Source organism: Micromonospora sp. BL1 (assembly GCF_003667485.1).
GTDB lineage: Bacteria > Actinomycetota > Actinomycetes > Mycobacteriales > Micromonosporaceae > Micromonospora > Micromonospora tulbaghiae.
Map to the genome: position 1 here is coordinate 1 of NZ_RCVK01000183.1, position 23,605 is coordinate 23,605.

A 23,605-nucleotide genomic window follows, 5' to 3' on the forward strand; every position below is an offset into this window, starting at 1 on the left:
GGGGTGGCGCGCAGGCGGTCGTCGAGGGCGGTCAGGTCGGGGACGAACCACACCTGGTCGTGCCGGTTCGACTCGGCCACCAGGGCGCGCAGCGCGCCGCTGCGCTCCAGATGCGCGGAGATGTCGCCGACGATCGCCAGGCGCAGCCGGTAGTTGACGAACTTCTGCATCACCTCACCGGCGAAGCGGGTGCCGAGCGTGAAGAAGCCGGGGTCGAGCCGGTCGGCCGGCACCGCCACCACTGTCGCGCCGAGGAACGCCGCGCCGATCAGGTCCAGCGCGTCGCGTTCGGTGGCGATCGGCGGGCCGTCCGGGTCGCAGACCAGCACCGGCACGCCGGCGCGCTCCTGCATCAGGTCAGCCACGGCCGTGCTCCCCGCCGCCGAGCAGGCCGTTGCCGCCGTCGAGCACCCCGTCGAGCAGGCGCAGCAGGTCGGCGGTGGCGGTCAGGTCGCCCAGGATCACGATGGTCATGCGGTGCCGCTCCTCGTCGTGGACCGTCTGCACGCGCAGCGGACGGTCCGGGTCGTGGTGGGTGTTCACACCGGCCAGCACCAGCGTGCCGAGCCGGTCGGCGGCGGCCCGGTCGACGCCGTCGAGGCGCACGACGCTCGACACCTCCGCCCCCGGCGCCGAGGGCGACGCGGGCCGGCCGGTCAGCGCGTCCAGGTCCGCGCGGGCGATCCGGTACTGCTTGCCGATCCGCGTGGCCCGCAGCCGGCCGGAGCGGATGTAGCCGCGCACGGTGCGCACGTGCAGGCCGAGCAGGTCCGCGACCTGCTCCACCGAGTACATGTCGTTACTCATCGCACCCTATCCTAGCCACTTAAGGGAACGATAGGTAATTTCACCGCCCGGCCATGTGTGCCCCACCCACGCCGGGCATACTGCCCGCGTGCAGCCCCGTCACGGCTACCTCGACGCGCCCGCCCCGCTGGCGTTCGCCCACCGCGGCGGCGCGGCCGACGGCGACGAGAACACCGCCGCCGCGTTCGCCCGTGCCGTCGCCCTCGGCTACCGGTACGTGGAGACCGACGTGCACGCCACCGCCGACGGGGTACCGGTGGTCTTCCACGACCCGACGCTGCGCCGGGTCACCGGCGAGCCGGGCCGCATCGCGGACCTGCGGTGGGCCGACTTGTCCTCGGTACGCGTCGGCGGCGCCGCGCTGGTCCCCCGCCTGGACGAGGTGCTCGGCGCGTGGCCGCAGGTGCGGTTCAACATCGACGTGAAGTCCGACGGCGGCGTGGAACCCACAGTCGCCACTGTCACCCGGGCGGGCGCGGGTGAGCGGGTGCTGCTCGCCTCGTTCAGCGACGCCCGGCTGGCCCGGATGCGGGCACTGGCCGGGCCGAAGGCCGCCACCAGCCTCGGCATGCGCGGCGTGGCCCGGCTGCGGCTGGCCTCGCTGCACGGACGGCCGCTGCGGCTGCCCCCGTCCGTGGTCGCCGCGCAGGTGCCGGTCTCCTTCGGCCGGGTGCCGGTGGTGGACCGGCGGTTCCTCGCGTACTGCCACCGGATCGGGTTGCAGGTGCACGTCTGGACGATCGACGAACCCGCCCAGATGCACCACTTACTTGATCTTGGTGTGGATGGCATCATGACCGATCACGTCAGCGTGCTCCGTGACGTCTATCGCAGTCGCGGCCACTGGGCCGCCTGAGCCCCCGAGGACGACCCCCGATGGCCGATACGGTCACCCCCGCCGTCGCCGGCCCCGCCGGACCGGGCAGCACCCGCCGCGAGCGCACCGGCTGGTACTTCTACGACTGGGCGAACTCCGCGTTCCAGACCACAGTCATCACGGTCTTCCTCGGGCCGTTCCTGACCACCGTCACCGAACTCGCCGCCGGCTGCGAACTGGGCGCGGACAGCTGCGACGGGGCCGTGTACCCGCTGGGCATCAAGGTGGCCGCCGGCTCGTTCTACCCGTACCTGATCTCGCTGTCGGTCTTCCTCACCGTGTTCGTGCTGCCGGTGATCGGCGCGATCGCCGACCGGTCGGCGCACAAGAAGCGGCTGCTGGCCGGCGCCGCGTTCACCGGCGCCGGCGCGACCATCGCGTTCGCGTTCGTCACCGGCGAGCGCTACCTGCTCGGCGGCGCGCTGTTCCTGATCGCGAACATCTCCTTCGGCGCCGCCGTGGTCGTCTACAACTCGTTCCTGCCGCAACTCGGCGGGCCGGACGAACGCGACGGCATCTCCAGCCGCGGCTGGGCCATCGGCTACCTCGGCGGCGGTCTGCTGCTCGCGCTGAACCTGGTCGCGGTCACCATGCTCAGCGAGGAGGGCAACGCCCAGCGCACGCTGGACCTGGCCCGCTGGTCGATCGTGTCGGCCGGCGTGTGGTGGGCCGCGTTCACCCTGGTCCCGCTGCGCTGGCTGCGCGAACACCCCACCGCCGCGGCCCTGCAGGCGGGCGGCAACGTGCTCACCGACGGGTTCCGGCAGCTCGGGCGCACCCTGCGCGAGATCAAGGCGTACCCGCTGACGCTGTACTTCCTGCTCGCGTTCCTGGTCTTCAACGACGGCATCCAGACCGTCATCACCCTGGCCAGCCAGTACGGCACCGAGGAACTGCGGCTGGAACAGAGCACGCTGATCGTGACCATCCTGCTGGTGCAGTTCCTGGCCTTCGGCGGCGCGCTCGCCCTCGGCGCGCTCGCCAAGCGCATCGGCGCCTGGAAGACCGTGCTGCTGTCGCTGGTGCTCTGGACCGGTGTGATCATCGCCGCGTTCCGGCTGCCGGCCGAGGCGCCCGTGCCGTTCATGATCCTCGGCGGCTGCATCGGCCTGGTCCTCGGCGGCAGCCAGGCGCTGAGCCGGTCGCTGTTCAGCCAGCTCATCCCCGCCGGCAAGGAGGGCGAGTACTACGGCTTCTACGAGATCAGCGACAAGGGCACCAGTTGGCTCGGCCCGCTGGCGTTCGGCCTGGTCTTCCAGCTGACCTCGTCGTACCGGGTGGGCCTGGTATCGCTGCTGATCTTCTTCGTGGTCGGCTTCGCGCTGCTGGCCGCCGTGCCGATGCGCCGGGCCATCATCGCCGCCGGCAACACCCCGCCCCGGGTGCTCTGACCCCCGCGCCCCGACCTGTGGATCATCGCGGACCGGATCAGGCGGCGTCGATGGACTAGGCTGCCCCGACGTGACCGACGACGCCGCCCCGACCTGCCTGGCCCGCCCCCTGCCGGGGCCCGGCGACGACCGAGCCTCCGGCTGCGCCGCCGCCCGCGGCGTCGACGGCCGGCCGCTGCACGCCGCCGCGCTCAAGTTCTTCTGGGGGCCGATGGACTGCGGCAAGTCCACCATGGCGTTGCAGATGAACCACAACCACGCCCGGCAGGGCCGCCGCGGCCTGGTCACCACCCGCATCGACCGCTCGCTGGGCCCGCAGGTCACCACCCGCATCGGCCTGGCCCACGAGGCCGTCGAGGTCACCGACGACCTCGACCTGCGCGTCCTGGTCCGCGACGCGTGGGCCGAGGGGGTACGGGTGGACTACCTGATCTGCGACGAGGCCTCGTTCTACAACCTCGAACACATCGAGCAGATGGCCGAGCTGGTCGACCGGTTCGACGTCGACGTCTACGCCTTCGGCCTGGCCACCGACTTCCGCTCCTGCCTGTTCCCGGCCGCGCAGCGGCTGTTCGAGCTGGCCGACGAGGTGGCCCGCATCCAGGTCGAGGTGCTGTGCTGGTGCGGCCGGGAAGGGCTGCTCAACGCCCGTGTGGTCGGCGGCCGGGTGGTCCGCGAGGGCGCGCAGGTGGTCATCGGCGACACCGTGGACACCGCCGACGTGCGCTACCAGGTGCTGTGCCGGCGCCACTACCGCTCGGGCGACCTCGGCCCGCGTGCCTGAGCCTCAGAAGGGATCCCCGCACACCCGCCACGACCCGCCCTCCGGCACGACCGGCAACTCACGTTCCTCGCTGCCACCGCCGTCGCGGTTGATCCGCACGATCACCGTCCCCGTCGGCTTGCCGGACCGGGTCGCCACCGACACGTCGACGATCTCGTAGCCGCTCACCTGGGGCGGGGTCCGCACCCAGCTCCCGAAGCCGGTACGGCTCCACTTGCCGCGGGCCTCGGCGCACAGCCGCTCGTACGCCGCGTCGGTGTCGCCGGCCGCGACGTCGCGGAAGAACCCGTCGGCGGTCTCCCGCACGGGCCCGTCGGCCTGGAGCACCACCTGCGCGTTCCACGCCGCCAGCCCGGCCACCCCGATCAGGCAGGTGCCCACGCCGAGACCGGCGATCAGCACGCCCGCGCGTAGCGGCCGGCGACGCCGGGCCGTGTGGTGCCACTCCCGCTGCCTGCCCATCACTGTCGACGGTAGGCAACCGGACGGTGACGCGCAGCCGGTTGCGACGCGCGCTCGTACCGGACAGCAAATGGCGGGCATCGGCGGCAGACTGTCCGCATGACAGCTCACGCCGACATCGCCATGATCAGTATCGACAGCTCCGACCCGGCCGCGCACGCCGCCTTCTACGCCAAGGCGCTGGGGTGGGAGATAACCCACAGCGAGGCCGAGTACGCCATGATCGTCAAGGACGGTCCGGCGATCGGGTTCGGCCTGGTGCCCGGGTACACGCCGCCGGCATGGCCGGACGAGAGCGGCAACAAGCGTTACCACCTCGACCTCTACGTCGACGACGTGGCGGTCGCGGAGAAGGACCTGGTGGCGGCCGGCGCGACCCGGCCCGACTTCCAGCCCGGCGGCGAGCGGTGGACCGTGCTGATCGACCCGGTCGGGCAGCCGTTCTGCCTCTGCCCCCGCCCCCAGGGCTGACCGGTCGGCGCAGCGGGCCGCAGTGCTCCGCGGCCCGCTGCGCGGCTGGTGGCGGTCAGCCGCGGCGGCGGGCCCGGGCCGCCCAGATCGCGTACGCCGGATCGCGGTCCAGGTTGTGCCGGTCCCGGTCGTAGCGGCGGGTGGTACGCGGATCGGCGTGCCCCATCGCGTCCTGTACGTCCTCCAGCGGCACCCCCTCCGAGCGCGCCGTGGTGGCGAACGCGTGGCGCAGCGAGTGCGGCGACAACTTCGCCCACGCGGCGATCCCGGCCCGCTGCGCGAGGCGGCGCACCAGCCGGAACACGGCGTGCCGGTCCATCCGGCCGCCGGTGGCGGTGATCAGCAGTGGACCGGTTAGCTCCGGCACGGTGACACCCTGCGCGGCGGCCCGGGCGGCCAGGTAGGCGTCGACCGCGTACGCGGTGCCCGGGGTGAGCGCGCGCCGGCGTACCTTGCCGCCCTTGCCGACGAAGCGGACGCTGCGGTGACCGCGTTCCGTGCCCAGGTCGGACACGTCGAGCGCGACCAGTTCCCCGACCCGCAGCCCCAGGTCGGCCAGCAGCGCGACGGCGGCCTGGTTGCGGGCGGCCGCCGGGCCGGTGTCGGCCTCGGCGGCGGCGATCAGCGCGTCGACCTCGTCGGGGGTGAGGCCGACGGTGGCGGAGTGGTCCCGGTCGACTCGTGGCCGGTCCGCCGCCGACACCGGGTTGGCGGGCACCGCGCCCAGCTTGACGAGGAAGTCGTACCAGCTCGACAGCGCGGACAGCCGGCGCGCGACGGTGGCCGGGGTGAGCGGGCGGCCGGCGCGGCCGCGGGGTGTGGACTCCAGTTCTCGGCCGTAGGTGTTGACGTCGAGGAAGGTGGCCCGCAGCGGGTCGACGGCGTGCTCGGCGCACCAGGTCAACCAGCCGGTGACGTCGCGGCGGTACGCGTCGCGGGTGTGCTCGGACAGCCGCCGGTTGCGCAGCCACGCCTGGGTGACGTCGGCCGGGCCGGCGGGCAGGGCGGCGGGGCGGGCGCGGGGCAGCACCTCGGGGCGAAGCATGTGAGAAAGGTTCTCAGCCGGCGGGGGGTTTGGCGACGAGGCGCGCTGATCCGCCGGTACGACGAAGCGGGGTCGGCCGGTGGCCCGGCCTCCCCCGCGTGTCGGTGTGACGTGCTCAGGCGGTGGTGAGCTGACGCCGGCCGTTGCCCTCGGCGGGCGTGCTCACGGTGATCCGGCGCGGCTTGGCGCGCTCGGCGATCGGGATGCGCAGCGTCAGCACCCCGTTGTCGTAGCCGGCCTCCAGCCGGTCGGTGTCGAGCGTGTCGCCCAGGAACAGCTGCCGGGTGAACGTGCCCATCGGACGCTCGGCGGCGACCAGCTCGACGTTCTCACCGGTGGGACGGCGGCGCTCGGCGCGGACGGTCAGCACGTTGCGCTCGACGGTGCAGTCGATGCTGTCCGGGTCCACGCCGGGCAGGTCGAACGCCGCGTAGAAGTGGTCACCGTCGCGGTACGCGTCCAGGTGCATCACGGCGGGCCGGGCGGTGGTGCCGAAGAACTGCTCGGCGATCCGGTCGATCTCGCGGAACGGGTCGGTACGCATCAACATGGCTCTTGCCTCCTCGGTTCTCCTGGCCCAAGGTCTCAAGTTGAGTCCGGGTGACTCAAGTTCCTGGTTCTGTTTTAGCGCGCCTCCGCCGCGTCGTCAACCCGGCCGGCGAGCGCCTTCTCGAACCAGTGCTGCGCGTACGGACCGCTGCTGAAGGCGGGGATCTCCCGGTAGCCGTGCCGGGCGTACAGGGCACGCGCCTCGATCAGGTCGGAGCGGGTGTCCAGCCGGATCCGCGTCGCCCCGCCGCCGGCCGCGTACGCCTCGATCGCCGCGATCAGCGCCGCACCGCCCCCGGCGCCCCGGTGCTCCGGGCGCACGTACACCCGGGTCAGTTCGGCCCAGCCCGGCTGCCACCTGAGCCCGGCGCACCCGGCGAGCCGGCCGTCGCGGCGGGCCAGCACCAGCAGCCCGGTCGGCGGGGCCAGGTCGTCGCTCGGGTCCTCGGCCAGCGCGGCGTCCACCTCACCGGGCCGCTCCGGACGGCCGTACCAGCGGCGCACCATCTCCGCCATGTACTCGCGCAACATCAGCGTCGCGTCCGGCTCGTCCGGGCGCGCGGCCCGCGTGCTCCAGCCGGTCACGGCCCGGTCCGCCAGTAGACGCCCTGCTCGCGGCTGAGCAGCATGTCGTCGATCAGGTAGCGGCGCAGCGTCACGTGGTCTGCCTCGCCGCCCTCGCACCATCGGCGCAGCGCGTCGTTCACCTCCCGCTCCGGGTAGCGCCGCCCGGGTTCGAAGCTGCGTTCGGTGATGTGTTCCAGCAGCACCCGGCGGCGCCCCCGCTGCGCGGGCAGCCGGGTCAGCGCGCCGTCGCGCAGGAACGTGCGCAGGATCGCCTCGCGCGGGTTCCCGGCCGGGACCGCCGGGGACGCCGCACCGGCCCGGGCGAACTCGCGCAGCCGCTCGGCGTCGACCCGCAGCCCGCCCTCGTCGTCGGCGAGCACCCCGGCGTCGGTGAGACGGCGGACGGCCACTGCGGCGTCGCGGGCGGGCAGGCCGGTGCGGGCCACCACGGCCGGCACGTCCCGGGCGCCGAGCACGATCGCGGCGAACACGGTCCGGCGGCGCTCGTCGGCGAGCGCCCCGGCGAGGGCATGAGCGGTCATGGCGGGCAGCCTGTCAGCAACCCGCCGGATCCGGCCAGGCGTTTTCGTGCCGCGCCCGGCCCGCGCCGACGGCCGTGCGGTTCGCGGCGCCGGCCCGCGCGGGCTCCGACGCCGACCGGCGAGCCCGCAGGTCAGGTGGGTCAGGTGGGTCAGGCGGCGAAGTCCACGTCGGCGGCGTCGACGGTGCCGGCGGTATGCCCCGGCGCGGTCTGGAAACGCCAGTAGAGGTTGGTGTGGGCGATCACCTGCGCGGGCGGCGGCGCGCCGTAGGCGGACAGGTCCTCGGTGGTGTGCGCGTCGGCGACGAGCGTGGCGTCGTAGCCGCGGGTGAACGCGCCGTGCAGCGTCGACCTGATGCACGCGTCGGTCTGCGCGCCGGTCACGACCAGCCGGCCCACCCCGGCGGCGGCGAGTACCGGCTCCAGGTCGGTGTCCTCGAAGGAGTCGCCGTAGGCCTTGTGCACCAGCGGCTCGTCGTCGCGTGGCGTCAACTCGGGCACGATCCGCCACTGCTCGCTGTCGGCCGGCAGGTCGTCGCTGCGGTGCTGCACCCACACCACCGGAACGTCGGCGGCGCGGGCCCGGTCGACCAGACCGGCGATGGTGGCGACCACGCGGTCACGGTCGTGGGCGCCGCCCACCACACCGTTCTGCACGTCGACGACGAGCAGCGCGGTGTGCGGACGGCCGGTGAGCGTGGTCATGGCGGCTCCTCGGGTGGTGACGGTCCAGGTCAACCTAGCCCCGGCCCCCGACAGATCCGGTTCGCGCTCACAGCCGCCGGTGCATGACGTGCAGCCCCACCCGTCCCCGCGCCGGGTGCGCGAACGACTCCGGCACGGTGCCGATCACGCTGAAGCCGAGCCGCCGGTACAGCTCCACGGCCGCCGTGTTGGTCTCCACCACGGCGTTGAACTGCATCGCGGCGAAACCCTGCCGGCGGGCCCAGTCCAGCGCCTCCTCGCACAGCGCCCGGCCCACACCCCGGCCGCGGGCGTGCGCCGCGACCATGAAACTGGCCGTCGCCACGTGCGACCCCGGCCCGGGCCGGTTCGGGCCCATCTTCGCGGTGCCGCGCACCGCGCCGTCGTGGTCCACCGCGACCGAGGTACGCCCCGGCGGGCGCTCCACCCACACCTCCCGCAACGTCTCCGGCGGCCAGTCCGGGTCGTACGGGAACGTGTCGGCGGCGGTGACGACGTCGGCGAGGATCGGCCCGACCTGGTCCCAGTCGGCGTCGGTGTAGTCACGAATCAGCATCGGCGCGCACGCTAGCCGCCGCCCCGGCCGTCCGGCCACCGGTTTCCGTCCACCCGGCCGAGGGCGGCGGGGCATCGGCGGACCACCGGCCGGGGCCATCATGGACAGGTGGCCGAATCAGTCGCCGACGTCGATCGGAGCGAGGCCGCCGCGCCCGGTGGCCCGCCGCCCGCCGGTCCGCGTACCGCAGTGCCCCTGGCGGTCGGCGCGGTCCTCACCGCCGTGCTGCTGTCGCTCGCCGGCCGCTACGGCTACCACCGCGACGAGCTGTACTTCCTGCTGTGCGGGCGGCACCTCGACTGGGGCTACGTCGACCAGGGGCCGCTCGTGCCGGCGCTGGCGCGGCTGGCCGACACGATCGCGCCGGGCAACCTGGTGGTGCTGCGTACCCCGTCGGCGTTCATCGGCGGCGCGGCGGTGGTCCTGGTCGCCGCGATCGCCCGGCAGTTCGGCGCCGGCCGCGCCGCCCAGACGGCGGCGGCGGTGCTCGCCGCCGCCTCGGGCATCGTCCTGGCCGGGGGCCACCTGCTCAGCACCACGAGCGTCGACCTGCTGGTGTGGCTGGCCGCCGCGCTCTGCGTGGTGCGGATGCTGCGCACCGGCGACACCCGGTGGGCGCTCGGTGCCGGGCTGGCGCTCGGCATCGGCCTGCTCAACAAGCCGCTGCCCGCCCTGCTCGGCGTGGGCCTGGTCGCCGGTGTGCTGATCGCCGGGCCGCGCCGGCTGCTGCGCGACCGGTGGGTGTTCGCCGGTGCGGGCGTCGCCCTGCTGCTCGCTGTGCCGTACGCGGCGTGGCAGGCAGCGCACGGCTTCCCGCAGCTCGACGTCGCCGCGTCGATCGCCGACGGCGACAGCTCCTACAGCGGCCGGATCGACGCGGTGGTGCTCCAGTTCCTGATCATCAGCCCGCTCGCGGTTCCGGTGTGGATCACCGGGCTGGTCGCGCTGCTGCGCCGGCCGTCCTGGGCGGCGTACCGGTCGCTGGCCTGGGCGTGGCTGGTGGTGGTCGCGATCGTGGTGGTGGCCGGCGGCAAGGGCTACTACGACGCGCCGCTGCTGCTGGTGCTCACCGCCGCCGGGGTGGTGCCGGCCGTCGAGTGGGCGCGACGTGGTGCGGCGCGGGCCCGGCAGGCGCTGCTGGTCGCCGCCGTCGTGCTGATAGCCGCGAGCAGCGCGGTGCTGCTGCTGCCCACGCTGCCGGCCGACCGGCTGCCCGGGTTCGTGGTCGCGGCCAACTACGACGCGGGCGAGACCATCGGCTGGCCCGAGTTCGCCGACTCGGTCGCCGCCGTGCACCGCGCGCTGCCCCCGGCCGAGCGCGACCGGGCGGTGGTGCTGACCGGCAACTACGGCGAGGCCGGCGCGCTGGCCCGGTACGGGCCGCAGCGGGGCCTGCCGCGCGCGTACTCCGGGCACAACAGCATGGCCGCGTTCGGCCGGCCGCCGGACGACGCCGACGTGGTGATCGTCGTCGGCTGGTCCCGCCCGGAGCCGCTGCGTGCCTGGTTCACCGAGGTCACCGAGGCGGGCCGGGTCGACCAGCGGGTCGACGTCGACAACGACGAGAACGGCGAGCCGATCTTCGTCGCGCGGGGACTGCGGCGTCCGTGGTCACAGATCTGGGACACCGAGGTACGCCACGGCTCCTGAGATACTTGCCGCCATGCTCTGGGGAGTCAGCGGGCCGGTCTTCCTCCTCGACTACCTCGGCGCGGTCGCCGTGGCAGTCGTGATCGCCCTGGCGGTACGCGAACTGACCGGCCACCGTACCCGGGGTGCGACACCCGGCCTGGTCGAGCTGGCGTACCTGACCGACCGGGCGCTGCTGGCCTGCCAGGTCGGGGTGGCGGCGCTGCGCCGCGCGGGCGGGGTCGACGTCGGCGAACTCGCCACCCTGCACGCGCAGGGGCCGCCGCCGCCCGGCTCACCCCCGCTGGTGCGCGCCCTGCACACCGCGCTGCGCCACCCGCAGACCTGGGCGGCGGTGCTCGCCGACCCGGCCGTGGGCCGGGCGCTGCGCCGTACCGTCGGGCGGCTGGTCCGCGACGGGTGGCTGCTCACCCGCGCGCAGCGGCGGCGGATCGCGCTGGGCACGGTGCCGCTGTTCGCGGTGGCCGCGGTCGGGCTGACCCGGCTCGTGGACAGCGCGGTCGAGGGGCGTTCCGCCGGCGGTCCGGCCTCGGTCGCCGGGCTGCTGCTGTGCTGCCTGGCCACCGCGCTGGGCGCCTGGTGGCTGACCGAGGTGCCGGAGACCGGCGCCGCCGCCCGCCGGCTGCTGCGGCGGCTGCGCCGCGAGCACGCCGACCTGGACCCGGAGCGCCGCCCGGTCTGGCAGGGCCGCGACACCGACACGCTGCTGACCGGGATGGCGCTGTTCGGCCCCCGGCCACTGCTGGCCGTCGACCCGGCCTTCGCCGTGCAGGTGGGTGTCGACCCGGAACGGGACCGCCCGCGTCCCGACCGCAAACCCGCCCGCCGCTGACCGAACCTCTCATTTCGCGCCGATCATGAGGTTGACGGCGTTTCGTGTCCGGTTTGCCGGGTCCAACTTCATGATCGACCGCTCGGGGCGGGCAGGCCGCCGGCGCGAGCCGGTTTCCTTGTCTTGCGGGCCGGGAAGGCTCGGGCATGGCCGAGACATTCGTGAGCGAAGACCTGAAGACACTGCAGGCGATTGCGCGCGGGGCCGGCATACAGGAGGTCGACCGCCTGTCGCCGGACCAGCTGGTCGAGGCGCTGCGCCGCGCCGGGGTGACCGACGGTACGCAGGACCAGTGGCCGCCCCAGCCGATCGAGGATCCGGCACACCTGGCCGGGCTGCCCCGCAGCTCGCTGACGCAGGGCGACGAGAGCACCGGCGGCCGGGCCGCCGAGGAGTCGATCGGCGCCATGCCCGGCGAGTCCGGCACCGAGATCAACGACCGCACCGAACGCTGACCGTACGCACGAAGGGGCCGCTCCCGGTGCTCCCGGGGGCGGCCCCACGCTCGGTCGGACGCGGTCAGTGCATGCCGGCGGCGGCAGCCGCCTCCTCGCGGGCCCGGCGCTCGTCACCGCTGAGCGTGTTCAGCGGCTTCTCCTTGATGAACAGCACGACGATCAGGGCGAGCAGCGCGAAGGGCGCACCGATGAGGAACATCTCCGACGTCGCGATGCCGTAGACGTCCTGCACGACCCGCAGCACCGGCTCCGGCAGGGCGGACAGGTCGGGCACCTCGGCCGATCCGCCGCCGGCCGCGATCGGCCCCAGCCGTTCGACGGTCAGTGAGGTCACCCGGTTCGCCAGGACGGCACCGAGCGCGCTGACGCCGACCGCGCCGCCCATGCTGCGGAAGAACGTCAGCACCGAGGTGGCCGCGCCGAGTTCGGCGGCCGGCACGTCGTTCTGCGCGGCCAGCACCAGGTTCTGCAGGAGCATGCCGACGCCTACGCCCAGCACGGCCATGTACACCGACAGCACCGGCACGCTCGTGCTCGCGTCGATGGTGCTCAGCAGCAGCATGCCGACCGTCATCACCGCGGCGCCGGCGACCAGGAACATCTTCCACCGGCCGTACTTGGTGATCAGCTGGCCCGCCACCGTCGAGGAGACCAGCAGACCGAGGACCATCGGCAGGCTCATCAGGCCGGCCGCCGTCGGCGACTTGCCCAGCGAGGTCTGGAAGTACTGCGACAGGAACACGGTGCCGCCGAACATCGCCACGCCGACCAGGATGCTGGCCACAGTGGTGAGGCTGACCGTGCGGTTGCGGAAGATCCCGAGCGGGATGATCGGCTCCTCGGTGCGGGCCTCGACGAACACGGCGAGCGCGAGCAGCGCCAGACCGCCGCCGACCAGCAGCGCCGTCCAGCCAGTCGAACTTGTTGCCGGCCAGCGACGACCAGATCAGCAGCGTGGACACGCCCGAGGTGATCAGCAGGGCGCCGAGCCAGTCGATGCGGACCTTGCGGCGCACCACCGGCAGATGCAGCGTCTTCTGCAGCAGCGCGATGGACAGCAGGCTGAACGGCACACCGATCAGGAAGCACCAGCGCCAGCCGAGCCAGGACGTGTCGACCAGGACGCCGCCGATCAGCGGGCCGGCGATGGTGCCGACACCGAAGACGGCGCCGAAGATGCCGGCGTACCGGCCCAGCTCACGCGGCGGGATCATGGCCGCCATGACGATCGTGGCGAGCGCCGTCATGCCGCCCGCGCCGATGCCCTGGATGACCCGGCTGAGCAGCAGCACCTCGACGTTCGGGGTGAAACCGGCGACGAGTGAACCGGCCACGAACAGGCCGAGGGACAACTGGATCAGCAGTTTCTTGCTGTAGAGGTCGGCCATCTTGCCCCACAGCGGCACCGTCGCGGTCATGGCGAGCAGCTCGCTGGTGACGATCCAGGTGTAGACGGTCTGGCTGCCGTCGAGGTCGGCGATGATCCGGGGCAGCGCGTTCGCCACCACCGTCGAGGCGAGGATCGCCACGAACATGCCGACCATCAGGCCGGACAACGCCTGGAGGACCTCCCGGCGCGACATCCGCGTACCCGTCTCGGCGGGCGGAACAGTGGCGGTGGTCATCGAACTCCTTGTCGTGTGCACGTGCGAGTGGCCGCGCGCGAGGACTGCGGCCGGTACGGATGGGAGGGGTCAGTGCGGATCGGGCAGGCCGGCGGCGACGGCGGCGAACGCCTCGGCGGTCAGCTCGCGCAGCGTCGTCGTGTCGGGTCGCTCGACCCACTGCATCAGCGCCGTGCGGAACACCGCGCCGGCGACAGTGGTGACGAGCGTCGGATGCCCGTGGCACGGGTCGAGCCCCAGCCGGGCGGCCACCGCCGCGACGATCACCTGCTCGGTCTCGGCGTTGCCGCTGATCAGGCGCGGTAGCAGCGACGGGTTCGCCGCGATGACCCGCAGGCGCAGCAGCCACACCTCCCGATCGGCCTCGACGGCCTCGACCACGTCGTCGAAGGCCAGCCGCAGCGCGTCGAACGCGGACACCTCCGGTGGTGCGGCGACGATGCGGGCGGCCAGCACCTCGCGGTCCGTCGGCTGGTCGCCGAGCAGCGCCTCGTCCTTGCTGGGGAAGTAGTTGAAGAAGGTGCGGGCCGACACGTCGGCGGCCTCGCTGATCTCCTCCACCGTCACCTGGTCCAGGCCCCGCTCGGCGACCAGGCGCAGCGCTGCCGCGCTGAGGGCGGCGCGGGTCTGCCGCTTCTTGCGGTCACGCAGGCCGGGGCGGCTCTGATCCGAGGTCACGCCACGACTCTACGAGCGATCTTGCAGAGAGTGCAAACTTTTAGTCAGTGAAGTGATGCGGGACGCAGCTGCGCCCGGAAAACGGGTTGAGCGCGGTTCCGGCGCTGCCGTACGGTCCCTGCACCTGTCGTCGCAGCGAAGAAGGACGATTCCGCGTGACCCCTCCTGCTCTCTAGAACCTGACACGTTCCCCACGCCTGTAGCCGACGCCTGCGCGCCGGCTCGCCGGGCTGCCCACGGGCGCCCGGGCACCGCGTCCGAGGTCGCGCGTAATCGGCCTCGCGTCAGGTCTTCAGAGATCAGGTCTCATGTCTTCCCAACCTCATATCGTGCTGCCCTGGGTCGTGCGCCGGACCCGCCTTCCGCTGCTGTCGCTGCGCTGCGTCACCTGCCGGGCGGAGTCGGCCACCGCCGCCCGGGGACGGTTCCGCGTCAACGCCAACGGCAAGCTGCTGGACGTGTGGCTGCTGGTGCACTGCGTGTCCTGCGACCGGACCGTCAAGCTCACCGTCCGCGAGCGGGCGACGGTCGGTTCGTTCGACCCCGTCGATCTGCACGGCCACCACCTCAACGATCCCGACCTGGTGGCGGCCACACTGCTGGACCCGGCGTTCGCCCGGCGCTGCCGCTTCACCCTGGACTGGACCGGCGCGTGGCGCCTGGACGCGCCGGTCGTACCGCTCGACGGGTGGCCGGTCCAGGTGAACGTCACGTTCGACGACCCGGTGCCGGTACGCCCGGACCGGCTCATCGCGCACCGGTTCGGCCTCACCCGGTCCGAGGTGCTGCGCCGGGTCAAGTGCGACATCCCGCTGAAGCGTCCGACGAGCTCCGCCTTCACCTTCACCGTGCTGGCGGAGGACTGACCAGGGCGTGGTCGCGGCGGCACCAGCCGCCGCGACCACGCCGCGCTTCACCCGCCGCTCGCCGTGCCGAGTTCGGCCTCGATCAGGTCGGCGGCGCGGTCGGCGCCGCCGGCGGCGCGGGCCTGCCGCTTCAACTCGGCGCTACGGGCCACCACGGCGGGATCCGAGGTGAGGGCGAGCAGCGTCTCGCGAAGCTCCGCGGCGGTGACGGTGGCCGAGTCGACGACCCGGGCGACGCCCAGGGCGGCCAGCTGCTCGGCGTTCGCGAACTGGTCGGCCGCCTGCGGCACGGCGATCATCGGCGTCCCGCAGTAGAGACCCTCACTGCTGCCGCCCATGCCGGCGTGGGTGACGAAGGCGTCCGCCTGCTCCAGTACGGCCAGCTGCGGCACCCACCGGTGGACCTCGACGCTGTCCGGGACGGGACCGAGTTCGGTGGGATTGACGTGCTCGCCGATCTGCAGGACGGTGTGCCAGCCGGGCAGGTCACCGAACGCGGCGACGCAGCGGCGGTAGAACTCGGGCTGCCGGGTGAAGGCGGAGCCGAGCGAGACGAGCAGCACCTTCCCGGCGCGCTGCGGTCGTACCCAGGAACCCTGGTCGGAGCGGTCCCCCAGGACCGGGCCGACGAAGCTGTAGACCGACCGGTCCACCCGGTCGGCGTTCGGCTGGAGCGCCTCCGGCGGCAGGACGAGGCTTCGGAGCGGCCGCCCCTGGAACGCCATGCTGTCGGTGACGGACGAACCCTCCGCGGTCAGCCACGCCGTGAACCGCCGGTAGTAGTCGGCGCCGCGCGGATCGGCCCGCATCGCCTCCACGGCGGGCGCCATGTCCTGCTCGTAGCCGTCCCAGGCCACGAACGTCGAGGAGAGCTGGACGGCTGGGATCCCCCACTGCTCGCCGAGCAGCCGGGCCGGCGCGCCGGCGATGTCGTAGAGGAACAGGTCCGGCCGGTCGTCGGCGTAGGCGGCCCGCAGCTGCGGCAGCATGGCGACGGCATCGTCGAGGAACAGCGTGAGCTGCTCGATCGGGTCGTCGATGCCGGCGCCGCCGTCGGCGGGCAGGGTCGAGGCGTACGGCTTCAGCTCCGCGCCGGTGCGCCGGATGACCTCGGCGAAGGCGGGATCGTTGGCGTACGTGACCCGGTGACCGCGCCGCACGAGGGTACGGATGATCTCCAGGCTCGGGTTGACGTGCCCGTGGAACGGGATGCTGACCATGGCGATGTGCGGCAAGTGATCTCCTGATCTCTGCTGAGACGAGACGTTCCGTCTCGCGTGTCCAAGCAGAGCACGGCGCTGCTGCGCCCGTCAAGACGATACGTCTCGTCTCGTTGTAGGCTCGTGGTGTGACCCCGCAGCCCGCCCGCCGCAACGAGCAGTCCCGCCGCGCGATCCTCGCCGCCGCCCTGGAACTGCTCACCGAGACCGGATACCCGGCCCTGACCGTCGAGGCGATCGCCGCCCGCGCCGGGGTCGGCAAGCAGACCATCTACCGCTGGTGGCGCGGCAAGGGCGCGGTCATCCTGGACGCGCTCGCCGACGACATGCCGGAGGCCATCGCCCTGCCCGACACCGGCGACCTGCGGGCCGACCTGCGTCAGGTACTCCGAGCCACCGTCGCCGAGTTCGCCGATCCGCGGCTGTCCGCCACCACCCGCGCCATCACCATCGAGACACTGGCCGACGAGGACTTGGGCGGCCAGGCACGCGACCGGCTGCTCCGCCCCCAGCTGAACGCGGTCCGCGTACGCCTGGAGGCCGCCCGCGAGGCCGGCCAGGTCCGCTCCGACGCGGCGCTGGACCAGGTGGTGGAACTGCTGTTCGGCCCGCTCTACCACCGCTGGCTGCTGCGCAACGGCCCACTGACCGACGACTACGCCGACGGCATCGTCGACCTGGTCGTCGCCGCCGTCACCCCGTCAACGAGCACCAGCGGCTAGCCAGTCGTCGAAGCTGGTCGGCGCGATGCGCGCGCCGTCGCCCGGCAGCAGCACGTTGCCGGACATCGACGTGCCGAACACGCCCGACCACGTCGGCACCAGCCTGACCGGCGGCCCCGCGCCTCGTTGGTACGCCGGGCCATGTCGACGAGATCCTCCGTCGCCGGTCCGGCGATGTCGGCGTGGTGTCCCTGCGGTTCGCCGACGGCGATCTCGGCGAGGATGTCGGCGACGTCCCGGGGTGCGATTGGTTGCACCAGCAGCGGTGCGACGGTGGCGACGCCGTCGCGTTCGGTCCAGCCGGCGACCATGGCGGCGAAGTCGTGGAACTGGGTGGCCGGGACGATCGTCCACGGCACCGGCCCACCTTCGACCAGTCGCTCCTGTTCCCGCTTGCCCGCGTAGTGGGCGTTGTCGTCGACCCGGTGGATGCCGACGATCGACAGCAGCACGTGGTGCCGTACGCCCGCGCGCTGCTCGGCCGCCAGCAGGTTTCGCGTCAGTCCACCCAGGTACGCCACCGTCTCGGAACGATCGACTGCCGCCACATTGGTCGTGTCGACCACTGACTCGACGCCGGTGAGCGCCTCGTCCAGCCCGTCGCCCGTCGTCAGATCCACGCCCAGCGAGCGGCTGATGCGTACGACGTCGTGGCCCTGCCGCTCCAACGCGGTGACGGTCAGCGCCCCGATCCGGCCCGTCGCTCCCGCAACCGCGATCCGCATCGCCATCGGCCTCCTCTCGGATGCGTCCGCCTCACCGTAGTCGGCGGTGCGGGGCCGAGGCGGTCCCGCACCGCCTGCGCGCACATAACTGTCATTATGGTGCACTGCCGATTCGTCCTTTTTGACCGTCTGAATTAACCGATTGCTGTTACCGGTAATGCGATAATCGACCATGACGGCGGCGGACTTGGGGCAGATTCTCTTCCGCGTCGGCAGAGCCCTCGGCGCGCCGGAAGGCGGCGCGTCCCGCCCGGCTCGAAAATCAACGCATGACGACGCCTTCTCGCACGCGACAGGCAGCGGGCTCACCACCCGCACTGCACTACTACCTGGTGTACGACGATGCCGGCGGGCTGGAAGGGCTGCTGGCTGAGGAGTTCCTGCTCGCGGCGGACCACTCCTCCGTCGGGCTGGCGAGCGGTGGCTGGAGCCGGCCGGAGGGGCGCTGGTACGAGGCGTCGGCCACCAGCCGGCGCCTACGCGTGGACCCTGTGTTGCGCAAGCGAGTGACCCCCGTCGGCCGCTCCGCGGCGGCGACGCTCTATCGGGACCTCTGCGGTGCGGACCTGCCGGACGAGGACGCTCTGCGGGAGTGCTTCGGTGCCCCTCCGTCTCAGCCACCGTCCCCCTTGCGGTTGGGTGGTTCCGAGCCCCGGCCGGGGTTCCGCGAGACGCGCGTCTACCGGATCCTGTTCGCCGGCGACTTGAGCGCGGACGGACTTGCGGCGCTCGGTGAGGCCTGGCAGATGCCGATCACCGGCGACCTGGCGGATCCCGAGGTGCGCACGCTGGGTGCGGTGCGCCGTCAGGTCTCGGGCGACGCCTTTCGCTGGGATCTGCGCAGGGTCGCTGCGGGTGCGGCCTGGGGTCTGGACGTGACCTGCGATCTTCTCGGGGATCGCGACGAGGCGGTCGGTGTGCTGCTGCGCGGTCTGACGACGCAGATGCGCCAGCAGGGGATGATTCCTGTCACCGTCGACCGGTTCCGCTGAGACCGGCACGTGCTCCGGACCCTGTCCTAGCGCGCGAACGGCCTGATCATCTCGAACGGCTCGGGGAACCGCACCGGGATGCCGCTCTCCGCGCTCTTGCGGTCGAGAAACGCCTTCGTCACGGCGAACCTGTCGAAGACGGCCGGCAACGGGCGCAGCCTGCGGTCCAGCGAGACGAAGAAGTCGTCCCAGTGGATCGGCACGATCAGGTCCGGCCGCGTCGCCTCCACCACGTGCCGCCAGTAGTCGCTCTGGAACTGCTGCGGCTGCACCCCCAGCGCGCCGACGGCGAGATACAGGACGTCGGCGTCGAGCCCGTCGAACCTGCCCGGGACGAAGTTGGCGCTCGGATGGATCAGCAGCGAGCCCCCGGGGTGGGTGATGAAGAAGGAGAAGCATCCGCCGTCGCGGTATCTGCTCGCCCTGACCGGCGGAACGAGCGGCTGATCGATCGTGCCCGGGAACCTGTTGCCGGGGCTGTGGACGCCGGCGAGCACGCGCACGGTGAACGCGCCGATCGTGTGCTCGTCGCCGTCGGCGATCCGCGTCATCGACTCCTCGCCGAGGCCCGAGCCGCGCCCCACGTGAAGAGTCGACTCGGAGCCGAACAGTCGTCCGCCGAGCAGCTTGACGATCTCGGGGGCGTCCATGGCGTGGTCGTAGTGGGAATGGGTGACGAAGAGCGCGTCGAGAGCTGTCACACCGGCCCGGGTCAGGGCGCGGGTGATCCGCCCGAGGTCGGGGGCGACGCGGCCGAGCGCGACCCGGAGCAGCGACGGCCTGCTCAGGAAGCCGTCGATCAGGATTCCCGACGTCCCGTCGGACAGGTGGACGGTCGTGGTGCCGAAGAAGGTGGCTTCGACGGATGCCCCGCTGGAGCCCATGGACGGATGGTAGTGCGTCGACGAGCCGCTGATCATCAGCGCGCCGTGCCCGGCGAGGAGCCGGCGTCGGCGCCACGTGCTTCGGTGTCCGGAGTGGTGCTGCGCAGGCTCCACCCGATCGACACCGCGATCGTCACCACGATCACGCCGAGGGTGACCGGGATGGGCAGCTTGCCGACCGGCGTCTCCGAGAGGATCAACTTCACGCCGGCGAAGGCGAGCAGGACGGCCAGGCCGTAGTGCAGGTGCACGAAGCGGCGTAGCAGCCCGGCGAGGCAGAAGTAGAGGCTGCGCAGGCCGAGGACGGCGAAGGCGTTGGCGGTCCAGACGATGAACGTGCTGGTGGTGATGGCCAGGATCGCGGCGACGCTGTCGATGGCGAAGATCAGATCGGTGGCCTCGACCGCGATCAGGACCACGAACAGCAGCGTCGCGACCCGTCTGCCGTCGACCCGGGCGAAGAACCTGTCACCGTGGAAGGCCGGGTCGGTCGGGATAGCCCTGCGGACCAGCCGGACGACGGGGTTGCGGTCCGGCGGGGTCTGCTGGTCGTGGCGGAACGCCATCTTGTAGCCGGTCCAGACGAGGAACGCGCCGAACACGTACGCGGTCCAGAAGAACGTCTCGAGCAGCTCGGCGCCGACGAAGATGAAGACCAGCCGGAAGGCCAGGGCGCCGATGACACCCCAGAACAGCACCTTGTGCTGGAACGCGGCGGGCACGGCGAAGTAGGTGAAGATCAGCGCGAAGACGAAGACGTTGTCGATCGACAGCGCCTTCTCGATCAGGTAGCCGGCGTAGTAGGTGCCGGCGACGTCACCGCCCTGCCAGGCCCAGAGGACGGCGCCGAAGAGCAGGCCGGCGGCGATCCAGATGCCGGACCAGGCCGCTGCCTCACGGAAGCCGACGACGTGGTTGTCGCGGTGCAGGAACAGGTCGACGGCGAGCATCGCCGCGATCGCGAGCATGAGCACGGCCCAGATCCACCAGGACACCGACATGACGACGGGAAGACCTCTCGCCCGGGCCGGCCCACGCGAGGTGCGCCGGCGCTGCTGGACGAAGGTCTCCCCGGGCCACCTCTGACGGTGACTGCATCGCCGGGAGCCGGATGGGCCGGGCCCGTACTGACGGCGGTGCGTGGATCGTCGGGTACTCCCCCTCGAACTACGATCCAGTATTCACGAAGCACTGTTCGTACGTCAAGGGAGCCGGGCCGTCGATAGGGTGACCGGATGGACGAAGACGCACGACGCCGGCACTCCTCGTCGTTCGGCGCGGCGGCGACCGCGTACGCCGAACACCGCCCGGACTATGCCCGAGCCGCCCTGCGGTGGGCGCTCGAACCCGCCCCCGGCGCGCGGGTGCTCGACCTCGGCGCGGGCACCGGCAAGCTCACCGCCACGCTGGTCGAGGTGAGCGGCGACGTGACCGCGGTCGAGCCGGACCCGGCGATGCTCGCCGAACTGCGCCGCACCCTGCCGGACGTACGGGCGCTGTCCGGCAGCGCGGAGGCGATCCCGGTGCCGGACGCCTCCGTCGACGCGGTGGTCGCCGGCAACGCCATGCACTGGTTCGACATGGCGGTGGCCGGGCCGGAGATCGCCCGCGTCCTCTCCCCCGGCGGTGTCCTGGCCGGACTGTGGAACGTGGTGGACGACCGGGTCGACTGGGTGGCAGGGCTCGCGGCGGTCAGTGGCAGCGCCGCCATCGGTCCCCGGGACACGCCCGCGAGCTGGCGCGCCGCCACGGCCGGCATGCACCTGCCGAAGACGGGCGAGGCCCGGTTCGGCTCGCCCGAGCAGGCGGAGTTCCCGCACGGGCAGCGCCGTACCGCCGACTCGCTCGTGGCGACGCTCGCCACCCGGGCCGGGATGCTGGTCATGCCGGAACAGGAACGCACGGAGACGCTCGACCGCATCCGCGCGTACCTGGCGAGCCGGCCGGAGACGGCCGACGGTGAGTTCACGCTTCCGATGCTGACCTGCGTGCTGCGCGTACGCCGGTTGTGAGGACGATGACCGGCGCGGACGTCCGGTCCGCCGCCGCCGCGATGGCCGCCGTGCTGCGGCCCGCCGCCGGCCGGGACTGGACGGTACGCGCCGGAGACCTGGACTGGTCCTGCTGGACCACCGCCGCGCACATCGCGCACGACCTGGTCGCGTACACCGGTCAGGTCTCGGGGCGGCCCGACGGTGGCTATCTGCCGTTCGACCTGCGGGTACGGGCCGACGCCGCGCCCGCCGAGGTGCTCACTGTCGCGGCGGCCGCAGCGGGGATGCTCGCCGCCACCGTCGACGCCGCGAGCCCGGACGACCGGGCGTGGCACTTCGGCCCGTGCGATCCGGGCGGGTTCGCCGCGATGGGCGTGGCCGAGATCCTGCTGCACACAGGCGACCTGGCCCGCGGGCTCGGCCTGGACTGGTCGCCACCCGCCGGGCTGTGTGCCGGGGTGGTGCACCGGCTGTTCCCCGACGCACCGGACGGCGAGCCGGCGCCGGTGCTGCTGTGGCTGACCGGCCGCGCGCCGCTCGGCGACCGGCCGCGGCGTACCGCGTGGACCTGGCAGGCGGCGCTTCGCTGAGCGTTCTCAGCGACGCCACCAGCGCCAGCGGCGGCGCGGGCGGGCCGGGTCCGCGCGGGGCGGCTCCGGTGCCGTGGCGGCCGGCGCGCCGCGGTCCCGATCGGCACGCCAGCGGCGCACCGCCTCCTCGACGTTCACCGGGCGGACCACCACGCGTGGCCCGGTCGGGGTACGCAGCCAGGCCACCACCTCGGTGTTGAGCGCCGCCACGTACGAGCGGACGGCCTCCTCGGTGGGCAGGTCGCGCAGCTCGGCCGGGAGCTGTTCGATGCGGCGGCGCAACTGGAGCGGCGTGGGCAGCAGCAGGTCGGACGGGATCTGCTCGCGCTCCATGAAGCTGCGGATCCACCAGCCCTCGTCGTAGGGCATGTCGCGCCCCGGGATGGGCTTGCCGGCACCCGGCAGGTTGTCGAACTCGCCGCGTTCCTGGGCCGAGCGGATCTGCGCCTCGACCGCGGCCTCCCAGCCTGTCGTCACCGCCGTCACCTCCCGTACCCACGGTATCCGCCGCCGTCCGACAAGACTCAGCGTCGTGCGGGGCCGGACTGTTCCCGCGCGCCCGGGCGGGGACGCCGCGTAGCGTGCCACCGGAAACGGAAAGGGGTGACGGCGTGCGCGACTGGCTCATCGGACTCGCTGTGGCGACGGCCTGCCTGGTCGCGAGCTGGGCGGTGCTGGTGCTGCTGGCCCGGCGCCTGCCGCCGGGGATCCTGCGCGATCTGGCCGCGTTCGTACCCGACTGTGTGACCGCCGTGCGACGGCTGCGCCGTGACCCGCGGGTGCCCCGCCGCGCCCGGGTCGCGATCGTGGTCGCCGGGCTCTGGGTGGCCAGCCCGATCGACCTGATCCCGGAGTTCCTGCCGGTGATCGGCCCGCTCGACGACATCGTGGTGGTGGCGCTCGCGTTGCGCTACGCCGCCCGGCAGATGCCCCGGCAGGTGCTGCTCGACGCGTGGCCGGGCGAGCCGCGGCTGCTGCTGCGCCTGATCGGCGGCACTGTCACTTCTTCGTCATGAGACCGGCCGGTGGCGGACGTGGCGGTGGCCGTCCCGGGGGAACGGCGGGCGGGCCGGCAGCACCTCGGCGAACGCGTACCCGCTCTTCTCCGCAACCCGGCAGGACGCCGGGTTGTCGACCTGGTGCAGCAGCTCCAGGTGGGTCAGCCCGGTGGCGGCGAACCGGGCGAACGCCCACGCGGTGACCGCCTCGACCGCGCGTGGCGCGACGCCCCGGCCCCGTGCCGGCGCGGCCGTCCAGTAGCCGACCTCGGCGGCCGGGCGTCCCGGGCGGACGTCCTTGAGCACCACGCAGGCCACCACCTGTTCCCCCTCCAGCACCGCGAACATGAACCGGTGCCCGGCGGCCCAGCCCTGGTGGCTGCGGCGCAGGAACACCTGCGCCTGCGCCGGGCCGGTCACCGGATGACTGGTCCAGGCACGCAGCACCGGATCCCGGTACGCCTCGATCAGGGCGTCGGCGTCACCGTCGCGCCACGGACGCAGCAGCAGGGCGGGCGCGGTCGGGGTGGCCGGCGCGGACAGCACGATCGACATGCCGCAAGTATCACCGCCGCCACACCGGCACCATCGCCGGAGCAGAGGGGCGGAAGTGGAG

28 protein-coding genes and 2 pseudogenes are annotated in these 23,605 nt (G+C 73.0%); 13 read left to right on the forward strand and 17 right to left on the reverse strand.

All coding sequences use genetic code 11. The annotated features are described in order from the left end of the window. Both EAD96_RS07805 and EAD96_RS07810 read right to left on the reverse strand, forming a co-directional pair. Nucleotides 1–365 (reverse strand): DUF4180 domain-containing protein (locus tag EAD96_RS07805; RefSeq protein WP_120569898.1); only part of this gene is annotated, 365 nt, incomplete at its 3' end. Continuing rightward, a complete protein-coding gene (locus EAD96_RS07810; protein WP_233585525.1) occupies nt 358–807 on the reverse strand; it encodes a helix-turn-helix domain-containing protein in 450 nt (149 codons plus the stop codon). The genes EAD96_RS07805 and EAD96_RS07810, both read right to left, overlap by 8 nt. A gap of 88 nt (nt 808–895) precedes the next feature. On the opposite strand from EAD96_RS07810, the gene EAD96_RS07815 reads away from it, so the two are divergent. The 3 genes from EAD96_RS07815 (at nt 896) to EAD96_RS07825 (ending at nt 3,859) form a co-directional block, all read left to right on the forward strand. Next, nucleotides 896–1,663 carry a glycerophosphodiester phosphodiesterase gene (locus EAD96_RS07815; RefSeq protein ID WP_121683759.1) on the forward strand — a complete coding sequence of 256 codons (768 nt, stop codon included), beginning with the start codon at nt 896–898 and terminating at the stop codon, nt 1,661–1,663. Between the two features lie 20 nt (nt 1,664–1,683). Then, entirely contained in the window at nt 1,684–3,075 is a 1,392-nt protein-coding gene (locus tag EAD96_RS07820) for an MFS transporter (RefSeq protein WP_121683760.1), read from the forward strand. A 109-nt stretch (nt 3,076–3,184) separates the two neighbouring features. After that, complete coding sequence (locus EAD96_RS07825; protein WP_233585531.1) at nt 3,185–3,859, forward strand: thymidine kinase; 675 nt, start codon at nt 3,185–3,187, stop codon at nt 3,857–3,859. Between the two features lie 3 nt (nt 3,860–3,862). On the opposite strand, the gene EAD96_RS07830 is transcribed toward EAD96_RS07825, so the two are convergent. After that, entirely contained in the window at nt 3,863–4,321 is a 459-nt protein-coding gene (locus EAD96_RS07830) for a hypothetical protein (protein WP_120569903.1), read from the reverse strand. Nucleotides 4,322–4,420: 99 nt separating this feature from the next. Here EAD96_RS07830 and EAD96_RS07835 point away from each other — a divergent pair, with 99 nt between their 5' ends. After that, complete coding sequence (locus EAD96_RS07835; protein WP_121683761.1) at nt 4,421–4,792, forward strand: VOC family protein; 372 nt, start codon at nt 4,421–4,423, stop codon at nt 4,790–4,792. 55 nt (nt 4,793–4,847) lie between these two features. On the opposite strand, the gene EAD96_RS07840 is transcribed toward EAD96_RS07835, so the two are convergent. From EAD96_RS07840 to EAD96_RS07865, 6 genes are all read right to left on the reverse strand, one after another. Then, on the reverse strand, nt 4,848–5,837 hold the full coding sequence (locus tag EAD96_RS07840) for a tyrosine-type recombinase/integrase (RefSeq protein WP_121683762.1): 990 nt from the start codon (nt 5,835–5,837) through the stop codon (nt 4,848–4,850). A gap of 115 nt (nt 5,838–5,952) precedes the next feature. Then, a complete protein-coding gene (locus EAD96_RS07845) occupies nt 5,953–6,387 on the reverse strand; it encodes an Hsp20/alpha crystallin family protein (RefSeq protein WP_121683763.1) in 435 nt (144 codons plus the stop codon). 74 nt (nt 6,388–6,461) lie between these two features. Further along, on the reverse strand, nt 6,462–6,971 hold the full coding sequence (locus tag EAD96_RS07850; protein ID WP_233585527.1) for a GNAT family N-acetyltransferase: 510 nt from the start codon (nt 6,969–6,971) through the stop codon (nt 6,462–6,464). Continuing rightward, nucleotides 6,968–7,495, reverse strand: a complete 528-nt coding sequence (locus tag EAD96_RS07855; protein ID WP_121683764.1) for a DUF2087 domain-containing protein — start codon at nt 7,493–7,495, stop codon at nt 6,968–6,970. The genes EAD96_RS07850 and EAD96_RS07855 overlap by 4 nt, the downstream gene beginning before the upstream one ends. A 149-nt stretch (nt 7,496–7,644) precedes the next feature. After that, nucleotides 7,645–8,199 carry an isochorismatase family protein gene (locus tag EAD96_RS07860; protein WP_121683765.1) on the reverse strand — a complete coding sequence of 185 codons (555 nt, stop codon included), beginning with the start codon at nt 8,197–8,199 and terminating at the stop codon, nt 7,645–7,647. A gap of 67 nt (nt 8,200–8,266) precedes the next feature. Then, nucleotides 8,267–8,755: a GNAT family N-acetyltransferase gene (locus EAD96_RS07865; protein WP_121683766.1), complete on the reverse strand. Its 489-nt coding sequence runs from the start codon at nt 8,753–8,755 to the stop codon at nt 8,267–8,269. Nucleotides 8,756–8,863: 108 nt separating this feature from the next. Here EAD96_RS07865 and EAD96_RS07870 point away from each other — a divergent pair, with 108 nt between their 5' ends. From EAD96_RS07870 to EAD96_RS07880, 3 genes are all read left to right on the forward strand, one after another. Further along, complete coding sequence (locus tag EAD96_RS07870; protein ID WP_121683767.1) at nt 8,864–10,405, forward strand: glycosyltransferase family 39 protein; 1,542 nt, start codon at nt 8,864–8,866, stop codon at nt 10,403–10,405. Nucleotides 10,406–10,418: 13 nt separating this feature from the next. Then, complete coding sequence (locus EAD96_RS07875; protein WP_121683768.1) at nt 10,419–11,237, forward strand: TIGR04222 domain-containing membrane protein; 819 nt, start codon at nt 10,419–10,421, stop codon at nt 11,235–11,237. Between the two features lie 146 nt (nt 11,238–11,383). Continuing rightward, entirely contained in the window at nt 11,384–11,692 is a 309-nt protein-coding gene (locus EAD96_RS07880; protein ID WP_121683769.1) for a hypothetical protein, read from the forward strand. A gap of 64 nt (nt 11,693–11,756) precedes the next feature. Here the strand turns inward: EAD96_RS07880 and EAD96_RS07885 are convergent. Both EAD96_RS07885 and EAD96_RS07890 read right to left on the reverse strand, forming a co-directional pair. Continuing rightward, nucleotides 11,757–13,320 (reverse strand): annotated as a pseudogene (locus EAD96_RS07885) (MDR family MFS transporter). 69 nt (nt 13,321–13,389) lie between these two features. After that, nucleotides 13,390–13,998: a TetR family transcriptional regulator gene (locus EAD96_RS07890; RefSeq protein WP_121683770.1), complete on the reverse strand. Its 609-nt coding sequence runs from the start codon at nt 13,996–13,998 to the stop codon at nt 13,390–13,392. A 329-nt stretch (nt 13,999–14,327) separates the two neighbouring features. Between EAD96_RS07890 and EAD96_RS07895 the strand changes: the two genes are divergently transcribed. Further along, entirely contained in the window at nt 14,328–14,864 is a 537-nt protein-coding gene (locus EAD96_RS07895; RefSeq protein WP_233585529.1) for a DUF1062 domain-containing protein, read from the forward strand. Between the two features lie 47 nt (nt 14,865–14,911). On the opposite strand, the gene EAD96_RS07900 is transcribed toward EAD96_RS07895, so the two are convergent. Then, nucleotides 14,912–16,099: a macrolide family glycosyltransferase gene (locus EAD96_RS07900; RefSeq protein ID WP_121683772.1), complete on the reverse strand. Its 1,188-nt coding sequence runs from the start codon at nt 16,097–16,099 to the stop codon at nt 14,912–14,914. A gap of 113 nt (nt 16,100–16,212) precedes the next feature. Between EAD96_RS07900 and EAD96_RS07905 the strand changes: the two genes are divergently transcribed. Continuing rightward, complete coding sequence (locus EAD96_RS07905; RefSeq protein WP_120569916.1) at nt 16,213–16,806, forward strand: TetR/AcrR family transcriptional regulator; 594 nt, start codon at nt 16,213–16,215, stop codon at nt 16,804–16,806. Here EAD96_RS07905 and EAD96_RS07910 read toward each other — a convergent pair. Continuing rightward, nucleotides 16,786–17,531: pseudogene (locus EAD96_RS07910) on the reverse strand (SDR family oxidoreductase). The gene EAD96_RS07905 and the pseudogene EAD96_RS07910 overlap by 21 nt on opposite strands. A 269-nt stretch (nt 17,532–17,800) precedes the next feature. Between EAD96_RS07910 and EAD96_RS07915 the strand changes: the two are divergent. Then, the gene (locus EAD96_RS07915; RefSeq protein WP_121683773.1) at nt 17,801–18,523 is read left to right on the forward strand and encodes a hypothetical protein; all 723 of its coding nucleotides are present in this window, start codon (nt 17,801–17,803) and stop codon (nt 18,521–18,523) included. A gap of 26 nt (nt 18,524–18,549) precedes the next feature. On the opposite strand, the gene EAD96_RS07920 is transcribed toward EAD96_RS07915, so the two are convergent. Then, nucleotides 18,550–19,407 carry an MBL fold metallo-hydrolase gene (locus EAD96_RS07920; RefSeq protein WP_121683778.1) on the reverse strand — a complete coding sequence of 286 codons (858 nt, stop codon included), beginning with the start codon at nt 19,405–19,407 and terminating at the stop codon, nt 18,550–18,552. Between the two features lie 35 nt (nt 19,408–19,442). Further along, a complete protein-coding gene (locus tag EAD96_RS07925; protein WP_121683774.1) occupies nt 19,443–20,408 on the reverse strand; it encodes a TerC family protein in 966 nt (321 codons plus the stop codon). A 234-nt stretch (nt 20,409–20,642) separates the two neighbouring features. On the opposite strand from EAD96_RS07925, the gene EAD96_RS07930 reads away from it, so the two are divergent. Both EAD96_RS07930 and EAD96_RS07935 read left to right on the forward strand, forming a co-directional pair. Next, nucleotides 20,643–21,419, forward strand: a complete 777-nt coding sequence (locus EAD96_RS07930) for a class I SAM-dependent methyltransferase (RefSeq protein ID WP_121683775.1) — start codon at nt 20,643–20,645, stop codon at nt 21,417–21,419. 5 nt (nt 21,420–21,424) lie between these two features. Further along, on the forward strand, nt 21,425–21,991 hold the full coding sequence (locus EAD96_RS07935) for a maleylpyruvate isomerase N-terminal domain-containing protein (RefSeq protein WP_121683776.1): 567 nt from the start codon (nt 21,425–21,427) through the stop codon (nt 21,989–21,991). A gap of 6 nt (nt 21,992–21,997) precedes the next feature. Here EAD96_RS07935 and EAD96_RS07940 read toward each other — a convergent pair whose 3' ends face one another. Beyond that, nucleotides 21,998–22,468: a DUF1992 domain-containing protein gene (locus EAD96_RS07940; protein ID WP_121683779.1), complete on the reverse strand. Its 471-nt coding sequence runs from the start codon at nt 22,466–22,468 to the stop codon at nt 21,998–22,000. Between the two features lie 134 nt (nt 22,469–22,602). On the opposite strand from EAD96_RS07940, the gene EAD96_RS07945 reads away from it, so the two are divergent. Further along, the gene (locus EAD96_RS07945) at nt 22,603–23,007 is read left to right on the forward strand and encodes a YkvA family protein (protein WP_120569920.1); all 405 of its coding nucleotides are present in this window, start codon (nt 22,603–22,605) and stop codon (nt 23,005–23,007) included. Here the strand turns inward: EAD96_RS07945 and EAD96_RS07950 are convergent. After that, nucleotides 23,002–23,544 (reverse strand): GNAT family N-acetyltransferase, encoded by a 543-nt coding sequence (locus EAD96_RS07950; RefSeq protein ID WP_120569921.1) that lies wholly within the window; start codon nt 23,542–23,544, stop codon nt 23,002–23,004. The genes EAD96_RS07945 and EAD96_RS07950 overlap by 6 nt on opposite strands. Nucleotides 23,545–23,605: the final 61 nt, after the last annotated feature.

Bases quoted from the DNA above. Each gene is read 5' to 3' on its own strand.
- EAD96_RS07935 (WP_121683776.1), top strand. From the start codon at position 21,425: ATGACCGGCGCGGACGTCCGGTCCGCCGCCGCCGCGATGGCCGCCGTG.
- EAD96_RS07880 (WP_121683769.1), top strand. From the start codon at position 11,384: ATGGCCGAGACATTCGTGAGCGAAGACCTGAAGACACTGCAGGCGATT.
- EAD96_RS07845 (WP_121683763.1), bottom strand. From the start codon at position 6,387: ATGTTGATGCGTACCGACCCGTTCCGCGAGATCGACCGGATCGCCGAG.
- EAD96_RS07865 (WP_121683766.1), bottom strand. From the start codon at position 8,755: ATGCTGATTCGTGACTACACCGACGCCGACTGGGACCAGGTCGGGCCG.
- EAD96_RS07930 (WP_121683775.1), top strand. From the start codon at position 20,643: ATGGACGAAGACGCACGACGCCGGCACTCCTCGTCGTTCGGCGCGGCG.
- EAD96_RS07920 (WP_121683778.1), bottom strand. From the start codon at position 19,407: ATGGGCTCCAGCGGGGCATCCGTCGAAGCCACCTTCTTCGGCACCACG.
- EAD96_RS07820 (WP_121683760.1), top strand. From the start codon at position 1,684: ATGGCCGATACGGTCACCCCCGCCGTCGCCGGCCCCGCCGGACCGGGC.
- EAD96_RS07950 (WP_120569921.1), bottom strand. From the start codon at position 23,544: ATGTCGATCGTGCTGTCCGCGCCGGCCACCCCGACCGCGCCCGCCCTG.
- EAD96_RS07915 (WP_121683773.1), top strand. From the start codon at position 17,801: ATGACGACGCCTTCTCGCACGCGACAGGCAGCGGGCTCACCACCCGCA.
- EAD96_RS07810 (WP_233585525.1), bottom strand. From the start codon at position 807: ATGAGTAACGACATGTACTCGGTGGAGCAGGTCGCGGACCTGCTCGGC.
- EAD96_RS07925 (WP_121683774.1), bottom strand. From the start codon at position 20,408: ATGTCGGTGTCCTGGTGGATCTGGGCCGTGCTCATGCTCGCGATCGCG.
- EAD96_RS07830 (WP_120569903.1), bottom strand. From the start codon at position 4,321: ATGGGCAGGCAGCGGGAGTGGCACCACACGGCCCGGCGTCGCCGGCCG.
- EAD96_RS07840 (WP_121683762.1), bottom strand. From the start codon at position 5,837: ATGCTTCGCCCCGAGGTGCTGCCCCGCGCCCGCCCCGCCGCCCTGCCC.
- EAD96_RS07860 (WP_121683765.1), bottom strand. From the start codon at position 8,199: ATGACCACGCTCACCGGCCGTCCGCACACCGCGCTGCTCGTCGTCGAC.
- EAD96_RS07855 (WP_121683764.1), bottom strand. From the start codon at position 7,495: ATGACCGCTCATGCCCTCGCCGGGGCGCTCGCCGACGAGCGCCGCCGG.
- EAD96_RS07875 (WP_121683768.1), top strand. From the start codon at position 10,419: ATGCTCTGGGGAGTCAGCGGGCCGGTCTTCCTCCTCGACTACCTCGGC.
- EAD96_RS07835 (WP_121683761.1), top strand. From the start codon at position 4,421: ATGACAGCTCACGCCGACATCGCCATGATCAGTATCGACAGCTCCGAC.